General features: G+C 43.8%; 9 protein-coding genes. All 9 read right to left on the reverse strand.

Annotated features, from left to right (window positions below; translation table 11 throughout):
- Positions 1–115: 115 nt before the first annotated feature.
- The 9 genes from cheB to QT984_RS07395 all read right to left on the reverse strand — a co-directional run bounded on the left by cheB (position 116) and on the right by QT984_RS07395 (position 16,131).
- Positions 116–1,201 (reverse strand): chemotaxis-specific protein-glutamate methyltransferase CheB, encoded by a 1,086-nt coding sequence (gene cheB / locus QT984_RS07355; protein ID WP_333056423.1) that lies wholly within the window; start codon positions 1,199–1,201, stop codon positions 116–118.
- 156 nt (positions 1,202–1,357) lie between these two features.
- Positions 1,358–3,856, reverse strand: coding sequence for a hybrid sensor histidine kinase/response regulator (locus QT984_RS07360; RefSeq protein WP_445243043.1), 2,499 nt, complete (start codon positions 3,854–3,856; stop codon positions 1,358–1,360).
- 130 nt (positions 3,857–3,986) lie between these two features.
- Entirely contained in the window at positions 3,987–5,870 is a 1,884-nt protein-coding gene (locus QT984_RS07365) for a methyl-accepting chemotaxis protein (RefSeq protein ID WP_333056408.1), read from the reverse strand.
- A gap of 323 nt (positions 5,871–6,193) precedes the next feature.
- A complete protein-coding gene (locus QT984_RS07370; RefSeq protein ID WP_333207810.1) occupies positions 6,194–7,654 on the reverse strand; it encodes a methyl-accepting chemotaxis protein in 1,461 nt (486 codons plus the stop codon).
- Positions 7,655–8,099: 445 nt separating this feature from the next.
- On the reverse strand, positions 8,100–9,227 hold the full coding sequence (locus QT984_RS07375) for a chemotaxis protein CheW (protein WP_333207809.1): 1,128 nt from the start codon (positions 9,225–9,227) through the stop codon (positions 8,100–8,102).
- Positions 9,228–9,230: 3 nt separating this feature from the next.
- Positions 9,231–10,907, reverse strand: a complete 1,677-nt coding sequence (locus tag QT984_RS07380) for a CheR family methyltransferase (protein WP_333207808.1) — start codon at positions 10,905–10,907, stop codon at positions 9,231–9,233.
- 389 nt (positions 10,908–11,296) lie between these two features.
- On the reverse strand, positions 11,297–13,063 hold the full coding sequence (locus QT984_RS07385) for a R3H domain-containing nucleic acid-binding protein (RefSeq protein WP_333056412.1): 1,767 nt from the start codon (positions 13,061–13,063) through the stop codon (positions 11,297–11,299).
- Between the two features lie 170 nt (positions 13,064–13,233).
- Positions 13,234–14,385 carry a circadian clock protein LdpA gene (gene ldpA / locus QT984_RS07390; RefSeq protein WP_333056413.1) on the reverse strand — a complete coding sequence of 384 codons (1,152 nt, stop codon included), beginning with the start codon at positions 14,383–14,385 and terminating at the stop codon, positions 13,234–13,236.
- A gap of 423 nt (positions 14,386–14,808) precedes the next feature.
- Entirely contained in the window at positions 14,809–16,131 is a 1,323-nt protein-coding gene (locus QT984_RS07395) for a four-carbon acid sugar kinase family protein (RefSeq protein WP_333056414.1), read from the reverse strand.
- Positions 16,132–16,252 lie beyond the last annotated feature (121 nt).

Raw genomic sequence — 16,252 nt, forward strand, 5'->3', positions numbered from 1 at the left:
AAAAAATCAGTTTTGAGTAATTAATGAAGTAAAAAGTTGCGATCGCGCTCTCTGATCCTCGACTTCTTTAACAAGTCGAGGGGCGGGGCATTCTGCACTATTTGCGAGGTAAGTCCTAAATGTTTAATTTTGCCAGGAGTAAGGGAGCGATCGCACTGACAGGTAGAACATATTTGGCGGCACCGAGGGCGATCGCCTCCTTGGGCATTCCGAAGACAATGCAGCTAGCCTCGTCTTGGGCGATTGTCAACCCCCCTTGTCTAGCGATCTCCAACATTCCGTCAGCACCATCTCTACCCATTCCTGTCAGCAAAACCCCCGCTGCTGCCCGACTATAAAAATTAGCTACCGACTTAAATGTCACCGTTACAGAAGGGCAGTGTCCCGCAGCATGAGCAGCTTCTGAATAAATAAATCGCCCTTGAGAATCCAATTCTAAATGACGTTTTTCTGGAGGAAAATACACAGTCCCTGCTTGTGGCAATTCCCCAAAAGCAGCTATCTTAACAGGCAGTTTCGATTCATAACCCAGCCAATCAACTAATCCTTGCAAAAAACCTTCACTGATGTGTTGGACACAAATTATAGGCACGGGAAAACTAGCTGGAAGTTTAGAAATAATCGCGTACAGTGCTTGTGGTCCGCCTGTAGAAGCCCCTATCGCCAATATTTTAATAGTTGGAGATTTAACATTTTCGTTAGAAAATTTGTAATTAGGAACTGGTGCTTGGTTGAGTTTTACAATTTGATTTTGATCTTCAGTAGGTATCTTTTTTGGATGCCGTGTAAATACTTTAACTCCTGAGAGAATTTTCACCTTAGCTATTAATTGATTAGCTAGGCGATCGTAATCAGATACCAACCCGCCCATCGGTTTCGGAAAAACATCCAATGCACCAGCCTTTAACACTTGAAATACATTCTGAGTATCATTCGCTTGCACTGAAGCACTAATTACTAAAATTGGTAGCGGATATTTCTTCATTACTTCTTCGGTAAATTCTAACCCGTTCATTGGTGCCATGTTCAAATCCGTACAGATTACTTGGGGCTGAAGTTTGGGAATTAATTCTAGTCCTTCTAATCCGTTGCAAGCAGTTCCTACAACTTGGATGTCTGGCGAGGACTCAAAAATTCGTTTGAGAACGATGGTAACTACTGGAGAATCTTCAACTAACAATAGTTTAATGGGCAACAACATCAGTTTGCTCGGAAATGGGGAATGGGGAATGGGAAATGATAAATTCGGCATCCATGCACGGGGAATTTTTCACTAGACACAGGGCATTGGGCTTTGCTAATTGGTAGTAAATAACAAATAGCTAATAACAAATAGCTAACAACAAATAGCTAATGACTAAACTAACCTTTTTAGTGTCTCTACCAACACATCTTGATTGAAAGTACCTTTAGGAATATAAGCATTGGCCCCCGCATCAGCACCTCTTTTTTTATCTTCATCCGATGCCAAAGATGTCACTAAAATTATCGGCAACTCACTGTATTCTTTTTGCTCGCGAATCTTAATAGTCAGGGCCAAACCGTCTAAATTTGGCATTTGTATGTCAGAAATCACAGCATCAAAATCGCGAGTTTTCAATTTATGGAAAGCATCCAATCCGTCTACCGCAGTCACAACTTCGTAACCTGCAGCTTCCAGTATGCGCTTTTCTTGAGTGCGCGTGGCGATCGAATCTTCTGCTAATAGTATAACTTGTTTTCTGCTGGCAGTCTCAAGTTGCGATCGCGCACTCCCAACCCCACGAGACGAAACTTGCTGGCGTACAGATTTTATCAAATCGTGGGGATTGAGTACCATACAAACTTCCCCAGTACCGAGAATTGTGGCACCAGAAACATTTCGCACCCGTTTGAGCAATTGACTTTGAGGTTTCATCACCACATCCTGTTCGTCTATCAAAGCATCTACAAATAATCCCAATCTTTCCTCCCCAACTTTTAAAACAATACAAGGCATTTTTGAAGAACTTGAATTTCGGAAGTAGTTTTTATTCTCCTTCAGATTTTCTCTCCCGGTTTCCTGTCTCAAATACCGATTTTTTTGCCACAGTTTTTTATTATTTAATTCTAGTAAATCTGTCAGATGAGCAACTGACAAAGGCTGACCCTTTGAAAGTATAGTTTCCTTACCTTCTATAGCAAATATCTCAGACTGAGACACCTGTTGTGCCGTGTCTACAAACTCGACTGGCAGAGCATAAGGAATGTCTTCAACTATGACAATTAATACATTTGCTGTAGCTAAAGACGTGCTGATTTGCAGCCTCAAAGTGCATCCTTTTCCTGGTAAAGACTCTACTTGAATACTACCTTTTAGGGCTTCAACATTAGTGCGAACTACATCCAATCCGACCCCGCGCCCCGATACTTCGGTAACAAATTTTTTGGTCGAAAAACCCGGAGTAAAAATTAAAGATTGTACTTGATTTTCGGTCATTTCTGCCAGTTGTTCAAGCGTACAAATATTACGTTTTAGCGCCGTTTGTTTAATGCTCTCTAAATTTAGTCCCCGACCATCATCAGCAACTTCAATAATAATATTGCTAGCCATATTATAGCCTTTAATTCGGAGAGTAGCCACGGGAGGTTTACCTAGTTTTTTCCGCTCCTCAACAGTTTCAATGCCGTGGTCGATCGCATTTCTAATCATGTGCATTAAAGGGTCTTTCATTTCCTCTAAAATGCGTTTATCGGCTGTAGTTTCCCCTCCTTCAATCACTAAGGCAACTTCTTTACCTTCCCGTTTTGCTAAATCTCGAACAGTTCGAGGAAATAAATTAAAAATAGTAGACAAAGGCAACAGTCTCAGAGTGCGAATTCCTGATTCTAATGCCTCAGCGATTAATTCGAGTCTGGCAGTATCTTCATAAACTCGATTTCTCAAGCAGTTTACTAAAGTTCCAAGACGTTCTAAACGTTCTTCTGTACGTTGATAGTAATCCTGCAATTGGCTAAATTTGCCGTTGGTTTTAATACCGTTTTCATCTATTTGCATCCGATCGACAGTCAAGCTAGTTACAAAATATTCTCGGCTCCACTCTTCCCACAAAGTTGTAATTTTTTCGATCTCTGCAACTCGGTGTCCTAGTCGAGTTTTTGTGACAGTAAGTTCCCCTGCTTGAGTCATTAAATCGTCTAAATTTTGAGTCGCAACGCGAATGGTTTCAATGCGGTAAGATGAGGTAGAGGATGCAGTAACTGCCGACTGCGACGCCGACGCAGGGGCGGAATCAGAAGGTGCAGGCAAGTTTTGAGCTTGCAGTGGAAATTCTGGCTGGGATTGTAGGGGTAAAAAAGAGGAATTCTTCTCTAAGTTAACGACTTCTGAATTTTCAACGTTGGTTTCTGGTTGTTGGGTAGGAGGCTCAGTAAATTGCGGTTCTACCAACGGTTGTTCTGGTACTTGTGAAGATGAGGAATCTACTATTGAGGCGGCCGCCTGTGGCTGTAACTGACTAGAAGCACCCATCATGCTAGCGAGGATGTAAAAAGTATTAATGCCGGAATCTTCGCCGGTAACTGCTTCGTTAACGAGTTGGCGGATGGCGTCTAAACCTTGCGAAAGTCGATCGCTAATATCGGAATTGAGTTGAGTTTCTCCCCGCTTGACAGAACCCAAAATATGCTCCATTTGATGAGCTAAAGATGCTACATTTTTTACGCCTAGCATCCCAGCATCACCTTTAAGAGAATGGGTTTCGCGCAACAATTGTTCTAACTTAGCTAAGTCGCTTGGATGTTGTTCTAAGTACAGCAATCCGTCGTCTAGTTTTTGTAAGTGTTCTTGACTAGCAACTTTAAATACATCTCGAAGTTCTTGATCTTCAATCATCATATATGTTTTTTAGTAATAAGTAATTGAGCATTGCTCATGGGTAATGGGTAATGATAATTATGTTGAATACTCAGTCGATTGCTAATGACTAATGACTAATGACTAATGACTAATGACTAATGACTAATGACTACACTACTTCTTTAAGATTAAATGCAGCTTCTGTCAGTTGTTGAGTACCGATTTTAACTTGAGTAATGCCGCTTACTGTTTGAGACGCTGATTCCTTCATAGAACTCATCGCATCACCTACTTGCTGAATTGCGATCGCCTGCTGTTTCACATTAAATGAAATTTGCTGATTGCTAGCAAACACCAGATTGCAAGCTTCCCTCACACCCATAAAAGCTTCTGCCGTATCTTGTGCTGTTTTTACCCCTTCTGCAACCGTTTTGCGACTATCTTCAGTTGCTTTCACCGTGGAGTCGATCGCACCCTTAATTTCTGGAATAATACCATTAATTTTTTGTGCTGCTTGTTGGCTTTCATCTGCTAACTTACGAATTTCGCTTGCTACCACCGCAAAACCTTTACCGTACTCGCCGGCTCTGACTGCTTCAACAGCAGCGTTGAGAGCCAGCATATTAGTTTGGCTGGCTAAATCGCTAACCAAACTTGCGAGAGTCGATATATTGCCAATCTGACTCGTGCTGTCGTCTAGTCGATGATTTTGCTTAGAAATTGCCACCACAGCTTCTCTAAGATTCAGCATTTGATTGAGAGTTTGATCTACCTTTGTAGTACCTTCTTCTGCTAGATTTAAAGCTTGGCGAGCAGCAACGGCAACAGACTCAGCTTGCTCGGCTGTTTGCTGAGAAGAGCGGCCTAAATTTTCGAGAGTTATAGTTGTTTGGTTAACCGAAACAAATTGCCTATCTGCTATTTGTTCTTGCCTGTTCATATTAGATTCTATTTGCATTGAAAATGACGAAATTTGGTAAATCAGCCCCCGAATGAGAGCAACAATTTGTTGCAGAAAAAACCATCCAAATCCCAGCACCACAGCCAGGGAAACAATAGCTATCGTCGCTGCTATTTTTTGAAGAGAATCGATGGAATAAAATAACAATTTTTTGGGTGAAGTATCCACAATTACTAAAAACTTATTGGTATTTTGTTTGCTGGGGAAGACTGTATTATAGCTAATCACTAGCTCCCGATTTTCAATATTTCCCTGACCACCTGAGAGTATTTTAGCAACAAGGTCTCCTGAATAATCATTTTTGACATTTTCCTTAGTTTTGAGTTCAAGTCCCCAGGCTTTTTTAGGATTGGGATGAGCCAGATAATACCCATCTTGGTTTAAGATAAAAGATTTGTCTGATAGTTCAGGATTGAACTTTTTAACCATATCGAGCAGAGTGTTACCCAGGGCATTAGTAATGATAAAGCCTTGTCTTTCTCCTTTAGGATCAAAAATTGGAGTTGCGTAGCGAATTGTTGGCTTGTAAGGAATTTCTATTTTCCCCATTTCCTGATTCAGATTTAAGGAAGACACATAGACTTCTCCTTGTTTTAGCTTCATAGTTGCCGAAAAGTAATCTGTGTCTGCTTTATTTTGTAGTTGAGAATCTGGAATAACTTGGAGATTTGTGCCGTCATAATCTACGCGGACTATCTCCTTACCGCTGTTATCTATGTAACGCAATTGCACATAATATGGCTTAGCTTCCATCATGGATAAGAATGTGAGCTGCATTCGATAAACCCAATCTTTATAAGTTGAATTAGTTTGTTTGTCTACTCCATTTCCTGCCCTGGCTCTAATCATTCCCTGAACAGGGGGAGTTTTGCGGAGAAACAAAATATCTGCTCTCAGATTTTCAAACTTGTTAATCATTTGATTGGCGGTAGAATTAACACTGTCACTAAGGGTTATCAATGCTAACTTTTGCAGTGCTTCTGTTGAAGAATAAATTCCATACCAACCAACAATAGATACGGGAATTAAGGTACTTAAAATTAGAAGTAGCAACAGTCGGTGCTGCATTTTTTGGAAAAATTTGTTAATCATTGGTTACTGGGAATCGGTTACTGGTAACTTGTACGATCGCATAGTCTAAGTATAGGGAATTGGAAAACTGTAGGATCGGGTAGCCGAAGTATTGGGAATTGGGAAGTGGTAGTAAAGAAAAAATAACAACCCCCTAATAATAACTCACAACTCACTACACTGCTGATTTGATATTAGGTTTTTATTTGCATTTGCCCATAAACAAGTTATTACTCCGGTTAATATCGCTGGAATGGTAGGGAAATCGATCGCCCAAGCAATTGCTTTCATTCTTAAGGATATATTTGGCATTTTTGGGGAACTACTCATAATTCATTGCTCTCCTACAAAACTGCTTTCAAATCTAAGGCTGCTTCATTCAATTTTTGAGTACCGACTTTAGTTTGACTGATACCGCAAGCGGTTTGGGCTGCGGCTTGATTGAGAGAGTTCATAGCTTGCACTACCTGTTCGATCGCGATCGATTGCTGTTTGGCATTCAGCGAGATTTGCTGAGAGCTCAAAACCACATTGTTAATGGCATTGGCAACTCCTGCAAATGCAGCCGCGGTTTCTGAGGCAATATTCACGCCCGATTCCACTGTTTTAGTTCCTTCATCTGTCACCATTACTGTTGAGTTAATTGCCTTTTGAATATCAGCAACTAATAGATTAATTTGTGCTCCTGACTTTTTACTGCGATCGGCAAGTTTGCGAATTTCTGACGCCACCACGCCAAACCCCTTGCCGTGCTCTCCCGCCCGCACTGCTTCAACAGCAGCGTTGAGTGCTAACATATTAGTTTGATTCGCCAAATCGCTAACTACAGTTGAGATATTACCAATGTGATCTGTTTGTTCGCTCAACTCTATAATTTGTCCTTGAATATCCTGAACTTTAGTTTTCAGAGTTGCCATTGCTTCTAAAGTTTGTTCTACAGCTTTTGTGCCACCTCCAGCTAAATTCAAAGCTTGCATTGCTTGAACCACGGCTGTTTCTATCTGCTGTGATGTCGCCCTGGAAGATGCTCCCAATTCGTCCATTGTAGTAGTAGTTTGATTTACGGAAGCTGCTTGCTGACTTGCCATGCGTTCCTGTTCTTCTACGGTGGCTGCAATCTCAGTGGAAGAAGCGGCGATCGAGCTAATTGCGCGATCGATAGTTTGAGCAATTCCTGACGAAATCAGCCAAGCTATAACCGCACCTAACACCAATAAAAACACGGAACCAAATACCAAGGCCGAGATTAAAAAAACTAAAGATTGCTTCGTTTTTTCAGTAGCTTGCTTAATCGCTTTTACTTCTATGTCGCGAAATTGCTTATTTATTTCCACAAATTCATCCACAAATTGTGTCTGTTTTCCGGTATTAAAGAGAGCCAAGGCAGCAGTTCTATTATTTTTTTGTAATAAAGCAACTATTTCGCTAGAACCGTCATAATATTCGTTGCAGAGTTCTAGCATCTTCTCTAAACGCATCCTCTGTTCAGGATTTTCCATCTTCAACTCCGCACTATTTCCCGACTCACGAGCTAATTCTCCACCAGTCTTAAAATCATTTAAAAACTGCGGATTTTTATTAATTAAATACCCGCGCATCCCCCTTACCATTTGTTCAGCACCTGCGGACATATCATTTGTATGTCTGAGCACATTTTCGATCCTTTCTACTTCTGCAAAATTATTCAACACCTGATTAGTAGTTGTATAAACTAGCAGGGGAAAACCCAAGTATATAGTGGCAGGGGCTACATAAGCCAGCAACATTCTATTTCTAATATTTAATTTTATTAACTTAGCAAACATATTTTTCTCCTTAATTTAAGCACGTGAATATACGAATTAGATTGCTTCGTCAAATCTGGCTTGAAAAGCAGATTTGGTATAACTGAATACGCTTTGGTTAAAACTATTTATTCCTCAGAGATTCCTTGCAGCATCCCCCGCATCGTTGCGAGGACTTTGAGTAAGTTCTTGTCCACCCCCTACTCCCCCTTTGTAGGGGCGGTGCGACCCCTACTCCCCGTGCCCGCCCTTGGCGCCGGGAGATCGAGCTTAACTCAACCGTATTGTGGTATAACTAACTTCTTTAGTGGTGGACGCATTTCAAGATAATTCTCTCATGCTAAGTCCCGCTTGTTACCAGTTCTGATCTCTGCGTTGGATCGGGATTGCGAAGGAAATGAAGTATCAAGCCAGGTGCTTCACTGAACTCATGATAGAGATGCTTTGCGTAAGTCCTGTTCTGGATTCAAACCTCTTCATCAACAACTACTCCTCCTTTTGTCAGCAGTTTTTGCAAGTTCAGAATAGCCATCATTTTTTCCCCGTAAATAGCTGTCCCCCGTAGATATTCGCGGTTGGCAGAATGCAGGGCTGCCGGAACAGCCGCAATTTCCGACACATTTAAGTATATAATATCTAATATTTCGTCAACAACTATACCAGCGACCAAATCTGTCACTTCAACAACGATCGCCTTAGAGAGATAATTTGCAGTCTCCGACATATTTAAAGACATATTTAAAACACTGCGAATATCAATTAAAGTCACAATTTCTCCCCGTAAATTTATATTGCCCACTATGCGATCGGGAGTGCAAGGAACCGGAGTTACTTGGTTGATATCAGTAAATTCCCGAACTAAATCTAAATGAATACCAAAGTATTCGCCATTCAAAACAAACACCGCCAGGTACATATTAGTGGCTGCATCATTTTCTCCCTCGTTTCGCCGCCTCAAATGATTAGCGCGCGATTGAAAAATTGCTTTTTCTTCGGGGGTAGCCTGCGGGCAAAAAACGTGACGGTTGCTCAAAATTTGAGGATTTTTTCCTAACAATTTTGCACTTATTAGCCCGTGTAAATTTTCCGTCTCTGCCTCACCTGCTGCTTCACTACCTGCATGGCTTGGAGAAACAGGCCAGCTTTCCTCTGACTTTTCGGGAGAATATCGAATTAATTGATCGAGATTGAGCAGCATGATAATATCGGCTTCGCTGCGGGCTAGTCCAGCTACAAAATAATGAGAGGCTTCTAAATTCTCTCGCCCATAAGATAGCTGCGGAGTGATGGCCTCTTCTGAGAGTTCCTTAACTTCGCGAACTTGATTGACAATTATACCGATTTTCGATTCTTGCCACTCTATGACGATCGTACTATCTGTCACAGCATACCCTTGCCAAACGTATCCAAAACGGAGATTCAGATCCATCACGGGCAGAATTTCGCCCCGAAGGTCGATCGCCCCAACAATATCTTGAGGTGCTTCTGCAATTGCTGTCAACTCCGGCAGAAAGAAAATTTCCCGAACGTAGCAGGCTTCTATACCGCAGAGAAAACCGTTCTGTTCAAAGATAAGATACGGTTTAGTTTCCATATTTTAGTGTACAGTTTCTTTACTGTATAATTTTAACAATTTTTTTTTAACATTCATCAGCACTTGACTAGCTGTCATTTTTCCCTGGGAATCTATGGGAGTGTTTGGCGGTAGTGCTTTCAGGATTTCACAAGAGGAATTGTACATTTTAATAGCTCTTTTTATTTGACCTTCTTTATGGTATATATTCCCTAGTTCTATATAAGCTGAAACAAAAGATGGACACATATAAATAGTCCTTTTTAATAAATTTTTTGCTGTTTCCAACTGCCCCTGTTCTTCAGCAATTTGAGCTTGTAAATAATCAGTATATACTGACCCAGGATCTACTTTCCTAGCTCGATTACAGTATTCTATAGCCTGAGAATAATTGCCGGAATTTGCCTGAACTTGAGCAATTAAAAAATAAGCATCAAAATTAGGGCCCTGCAACTCTATTGCCTCTTGTGCCTTGTTGATTGCCTCAGCATAATCTTGATTTTTAAATAACTTTTTAGCCTCTAAGATTAGCATTTGATGCGTTTGATTTTGAGTATTTTCTGCTATTATTTTTTCTGTAACTGACACGGCATTGTTCGGCAAGCCGTCCTCCAGATAGCGATAGGGCAGCATATTTCCCAGCGGATTACTTATTTTTAATACCGGAGGCATCTCTATCTCTGGAAAATTGCTGTTAGTAGTAAAACGAGGTGGCATAGTTTCCCCTGTTAGCAACTCACCACTATCATCGCCCATAATATCTGCTTTCGGGAATTCCCGAAATGCCGAGTTGGCTTCTCCTACAGTCGCAACCATAGACTCTATTTGACAGCCTTCCTCCGGTACTGCATTCCGACGCTGATACACCACCGACTCCGGGAAAATCTTGGCTTCAAACTCGTTCATAATTTGACCGTAAACTTCAGCGTGACCGGTCATTAAATATCCTCCAGGTCTCAGGGTCTTGGAAAATTTTTTCAGTACCAGTGAAATATACTTATGTTCAAAATACACAAAAACGTTTCTACATAAAATTAAGTCTATGTTATAAAGATTTTGGTAAATATTAGGAAAGTCATCTGTGATTAAATTTACACAACTAAAGTTGACACTTTCGCGCAATTCTAGATTAATTTCCCAATCATTTTGCCTCTGATGAAAATACTGCTTTTGTATCTGCGGGTCAACCAAGCGAAACGACCAATGACTGTAAACTCCCTGGGGCGCTTTTTTGATTACTTTTTCATTGATATCTGTACCTAGAATTAATATTTTCCATTGCTCCCAATCGGGAATCAATTCTTTTAAAACAATAGCTAAAGAATAAGGTTCTTCACCGGTGGAGCAGCCCGCACTCCATATTCGCAGTGTCGGCTGCATTCCCAAGGTCTTGTGCAAGTTTCTTTTCTGCTCTATCAATTCAGGAAAAATTACTCTTTTCAACAGAGCGAACTGTCCTTTATCTCGCATAAAATAACTTTCAGTTGTTGTTAATAGCAATACTAATTTCGCCCATTCATTTTTACTTTCAAAAGTTTTGGCGGTTAAAAGTTTATAATACTTTTCTGGGTCTGCAATTTTTTTTTCTCTCATCCTACTCATGATTTTATGAGACAAACCAGCTCGATCTTGAGACCTAATTCGCACACCCATCTCAGTAGTAATTAAGTTGATAAATAGCTGAATTATGGAATCATTCATGTCCACTGAGGTAGATTAATTTAATAATTTGGGTAGTGGCAACTTTTACTGAGCTGCTGCTGAGTTTGGGCTGAGCATAGCTGCCAGCCTGCGGCTCGTCGGTTCGCAAAGCCGCAGGGAGCCGAAGGGAAGTGCGTAGCTGAACTATTGGGAATTGGGTAACTTGTAAGCTCGTGTAGTAGAAGTATTGGTAATTGGAAATTGGGGAATTTGGAATTAGAAATCTGGAATTTAGCCGATCGCCTGAACAAGAACAGTGTCACACCATATCATATCAGAAACTTGCCAGCTACTTAAAGGAAAAAGGCAAAAGGTCAAAGACAGAACCCAGGAAAAAATTATCCCTTCTGCCTTCCACCTTCTGCCTTCAAAGGCACTAATCTCCCACTTTAAGCTGGATATATCCGCAGGCGGCGATTAGGTTCTTCCCCAAAACTGTGGGATTTCAGGTGATAGTGTTCCACAAGTTCGTGCTGCATTTTGCGGACGTTGGGAGAACGGGGCAGGAGTTCCACCGGCTGTCCCTTGGGAATGACAATTTGCTCGACTGCTAAGCGCGTTTCTTCGAGAGCTTCGAGCTCGTCAGAAGAACCGCTGCGGGCGAATAAGGCGAGGTCTGCCACTTCCGGGGTACCTGGGTCATCCATGTCCAACAGGCGCCGCAAAGCTCTCGCTACGTGGGGAATAGTGGCGGCCTTAATTGTGTGCAGGGGAACTTGGCGAGTTTTGGCCAAGTGCCTCAATTTCGACTGGTTCCGAACGTTCGATCGCAAAGCCAAAACCACGTCAGCACTCTCAATATCCTTCGTCAGCAGCACCGGCAGGTTCAGCGTCGAAATCACCTGTTCGAGCTGGTGACGAGGTATGCCGTAAGGATAAACGTGGAGGGGCAAATCTTCGCCGTTAGGGCCGACATTCTGGGAAAAACGTCCGGGCTTAGGTACCGGCTCGACGGACAGGGATTCTTCGAGCAGTTGCTCGAAATACCGAGTCTCAGAAACCGGCGCGCTTTTAGGAGCCAAGTTCTCGCCTGGAGCGGGCATCGGCACCATTTTGCCAGCACTCCGCCAGCCAGAGAGCGGTGTGACGGGCCGGATTGCTGATACCGCAGCCGTGCTGCTGGAAGCGGCCATCCCCGGAAACCGCGCGGGGGGAGCGGCTGACTCGCGCTCGATAATTACTTCTCCTGTCTCGCTGACGCTTCTGATTTGCTGGCTCGGTTCGCGTCCCCGCAGCAGAGTGTCGATCGAATCTGCAACTCGCTCGTGGATTACCCAGCGCTGGCGTTCCAGCATTTCGATGGCAATTTCAAAAGTTGGCGGTGCTTTGCGCTCCAAAACCGTCTTTTGAGAACCGCGCCGTCTTGCTTCGTCATCTCCCAGCGTCACCGCTTGGATGCCCCCAATTAAATCTGCCAGAGTCGGGTTTTTCATCAAGTTTTCGATCCGGTTCCCGTGGGCGGTACCTACCAACTGCACGCCCCTTTCGGCGATCGTCCGAGCCGCCAAAGCTTCGAGCTCCGTGCCGATTTCGTCAATCACGATCACTTGCGGCATATGGTTTTCCACTGCTTCGATCATGACTTGGTGCTGGAGTTCGGGGCGGGAAACTTGCATTCTGCGAGCTCTGCCGATCGCCGGGTGCGGGATATCTCCATCTCCGGCAATTTCGTTGGAGGTGTCGATGATTACCACCCGTTTTTCCAAGTCATCGGCGAGCACGCGGGCAATTTCCCGCAGGGCCGTGGTTTTGCCGACTCCGGGGCGGCCGAGCATCAAAATTGACTGACCGGTTTCCACCAAATCGCGGATAATGCCGATCGTCCCGAACACAGCGCGGCCCACCCTCAAAGTCAAGCCGATAATCTCGCCGCTGCGGTTGCGAAGGGCGCTAATTCGGTGCAGGGTTTGCTCGATACCGGCTCGATTGTCGCCGCCGAAGTGGCCGACTCGCTCGATGCAATAGTTGAGGTGTGCTTTGGTAATCGGAGTTTGGGAAAGAGGTTCGGCCAAGGATGGAAAACGAGCTTCTGGTTGGCGGCCCAAATCCATGACAATCTCAATGAGATTGTTGCGCTGCGGGTGCTGCTCTAAGGGCTGCCGGATCTCATCTGGCACGATGTCTAATAATTTGTTGAGGTCGTCTGTAATCTGCATTCGCCTCGATGTGTTCGGTGACGTTTTCAACTTTTTAGTCAGTTGTCAGTTAACAGTTGTCAGTTGCCAGTTGCCAGTTGTTATGTGTCAGTTGCCAGTTGTTGTTGAAATTAACTACTAACTACTAACCACTAACTAATGACTAATGGCTACTGACTAATGACTACTGACTAAAATTCTTTGAGCGGGGAAACTAGAGAACTAGCTAAACTCACGGCCTCTGAGAGAAGTTCTGGGACGGCTTCGAGCTGAGGTAGCCGAGATGTTTGAACTCCGGCTCCTGGCTGCGCGACTGCCACCGGAACGGCATAAGCTCGATCAGTCTGCATTGTTTCTAACTGTTCTAAAATTGGCGATAGCAAAACCCTGGCATAGCTGCCGTAAGCTACACCTGCAATGTATGGGACAGGGGGAACTGACAAATTTTTCCCGGCATCCTTCATCAGTCCCTCGGCTCTCAGCTTGCTGACAGTGTGAGCATTAGTGCCGCCTGCAAGTTGCACGTATCCCGGCAACTGGGCAGCCAAAACTTTTTGACCGAGTTTGACTGCTGCTCTAGTAGTTCCTGTTCCGATATCTCCGCTCATTGGCCTACCGTCCGTTTGCCAAATTAGGGGACAAGGAAGGGGGGAAATTATTTGATAGAGTGTCCGCAAATAATCAATCAAACCGTCTCCATCGGGGCAACTAATTGCTATTACCTTGAGTTGAGCGACCCAGGGAGCTATGCTCGACCAAAGTCGCGCAAAATCTGCCTCTCTGCCTACTTGCGTGTGGATTTCTAGGGCGTCCGCACCGGATTGCAAGATTAAAGGTGCGATCGCGGCGGAAGCAGACACGTAAGAACGAGTATAAATCAGTTGGCTCGGACAAATCGGCAGACAGCGACCGCAGCCATAGCATTGCTGGTCTATCACCCCGGAAAAACCACTGCCAGCACTCTGAAAAACTATTGCTTCGGCTGGACATATTTTTTCGCACGGCCGCCAGCAGTCCGCCGGACAATCGGCTGGGTTGAATTCGGCTTTGCGAAAATGCGGGTCTTCCCCATCGTTTAAACTCACCATCAGCAACGGCAACCCTTTGCCGCCAAACCTGCGGTTTTGAGTTCTTGCCTGTAATTCGCTGGCCACTTGTAGGGCTTCTTTCGCTGCGGCGACGGCGGCGGGATCTGCCGCGACATCGATACAGTCAGCGCCTGCTAAGGTGTAAGCCAAGGTGAGATTCCGTACAGCAGGCAGGTGTTGAAAGCTCGCCCCACAGATCAGCTTGAACCAATGGCCATCTTTTAATGAGTTTAGGGGATGATAATGTTCTGTCACCCTTATATGCTAATCCTTTGAGCTGAAAATTACTATGTGGAAATTTCTACTTAATTTGAAAATTTAGGCGGTTACAAGCTGGAAACGCTACTGATAGCAGTAGCTCTGGTGCTGTTGGCCCTATATGTAGAGTTCTGAGGTAAGTATTTTTGAGAAATCTAATTTTTTTGATAGTGCCTAACGATGAGGCGATTTTCCACTTTGGCGATCGGCTGTAATTACGCACAGACTCTCTACTATATCATACTAGGGTCGATTTGGCAAAAAAGTAGGCGAGAGATTTTTTTTGAAGTGGTCGTGCAGTGGCAGTTGCCATAAAGTTCGATCGAGCATTGAAACCCAGCGACGAAACGCAGATGAACATTCTACTCCCTAACTTGAAGCTACATTCATCTGCGTTAATCAGCGATTCAACGAGCTCTACTACTTGCTCAGCCGCTTGTAAACCGTAGCCAAAGCATGGCTATCCCCCACATTTCCCGGAAACAAAACAACTGGTAAATTGGGAAACAGAGGATGATTAGCCTCGGTTTTCACCACCGAACAACCTGCGATAATTTGACCGATTTGCCTGACACTTTTCAGCGACAAACCTGTACTCAAAACATCATTAGAAGTAATGCCGCCCTTGCTAATCAAAAACCCGATATCGGCAGGCAGTCCCCGCACGATATCCATCAATAAAGCAGAAACCGCCTCTCCAAATTTTAACCGGACTTCGGTATTTTCAAATTCGAGTTCCTTGCGGCTGGTATAAATTACAGGCGTTTTGCCATCGGCATGAGAAGTGCGGGCTTTTTCGAGAATTTCATCGAGCAGTTGGGTGCGATACTCTGGTGAATCTTCTAACAAGTGAGATACATCTATTTCAATGCTAACTATATTGGGTTCTTTTAACAAGCGCTCCAATTGTTCAGTAGTTTTCTTAACGTGGGAACCAACTATGACTGCACCGGGTTTGCCATCCCTCACGTATTTTGCCATTTCGTCGGCTGCTACTGGCTGCGGGCCGAGGTCAGCTAAGGATGTTAAAATACTTGCTGCACTGCGGAATAAAAACTTTTTGCCTTGACTGACTGCATGGAGAATGTGTTTGGCAAATGTGTCTAAATCGCCTTGGCTTTGGCCGTCAACAACTGCACATTGGTTGTCTGTCATGTCCATCAGTCGATCTAAACTTCCGTAGCGAATGTCTCCGAGTAAAATGCGATCGACTGCATCAGCGGGGATGCGACCTTTGGTTTTTTCTTCTACATAGTCTGGCAGGTAACTGTGACTGTACCCGAAGACTGAATCTTTGGCAAATTCGGTTTCGTGTACTGGTGTCGGGACGCTGTTAACTATTAGGTAGTGTACGCTGTGGCGGGTAATTCTGCCTCCTTCAAAAAAGGCGGGAATTAGAAAATGGGCGTCGAAGGGGCCGAGTTCTTCGGCGATCGCGTCGGTTTCGATGGGATAGTGACCGCGCAGGGTAGAATCGGAACGACTAACTATTAGGAAGTCTTCGATTTTTTCGCTGGCGATCGCCTTTTTTAAATTTTGGCACACTTCGCGGGTGACGGAGGCTGCTTTTTCGGGAGTTAGCGATCGAGTATTTGTCAGTATGAAGAAAATCGGGCACTTGTCCCGCAGCCCCAAACGCAGGGTGTCTTCGTCCCAACGTGTCAGCAGCAAGCAACTGTGCACGGTTTGAGAACCTGTCGGATCGTCGTCGAGAACTATAATCTTGGGTTTGGCAGAAGACATACTGACCTGGTTGTTAACGTCACCTTTCCAAGATATCCTTACCTGTTACGTAACAGGAAAAAATTTACAATAATTATGATATTTTTTTAACTATTCTCCTCATTCATAATTTTAAAAATGT

The sequence above is a fragment of the Microcoleus sp. Z1_B2 genome (assembly GCF_036700325.1).
GTDB lineage: Bacteria > Cyanobacteriota > Cyanobacteriia > Cyanobacteriales > Microcoleaceae > Microcoleus.

Bases quoted from the DNA above. Each gene is read 5' to 3' on its own strand.
- cheB (WP_333056423.1), bottom strand. From the start codon at position 1,201: ATGTTGTTGCCCATTAAACTATTGTTAGTTGAAGATTCTCCAGTAGTT.
- QT984_RS07360 (WP_445243043.1), bottom strand. From the start codon at position 3,856: ATGATGATTGAAGATCAAGAACTTCGAGATGTATTTAAAGTTGCTAGT.
- QT984_RS07365 (WP_333056408.1), bottom strand. From the start codon at position 5,870: ATGATTAACAAATTTTTCCAAAAAATGCAGCACCGACTGTTGCTACTT.
- QT984_RS07370 (WP_333207810.1), bottom strand. From the start codon at position 7,654: ATGTTTGCTAAGTTAATAAAATTAAATATTAGAAATAGAATGTTGCTG.
- QT984_RS07375 (WP_333207809.1), bottom strand. From the start codon at position 9,227: ATGGAAACTAAACCGTATCTTATCTTTGAACAGAACGGTTTTCTCTGC.
- QT984_RS07380 (WP_333207808.1), bottom strand. From the start codon at position 10,907: ATGAATGATTCCATAATTCAGCTATTTATCAACTTAATTACTACTGAG.
- QT984_RS07385 (WP_333056412.1), bottom strand. From the start codon at position 13,063: ATGCAGATTACAGACGACCTCAACAAATTATTAGACATCGTGCCAGAT.
- QT984_RS07395 (WP_333056414.1), bottom strand. From the start codon at position 16,131: ATGTCTTCTGCCAAACCCAAGATTATAGTTCTCGACGACGATCCGACA.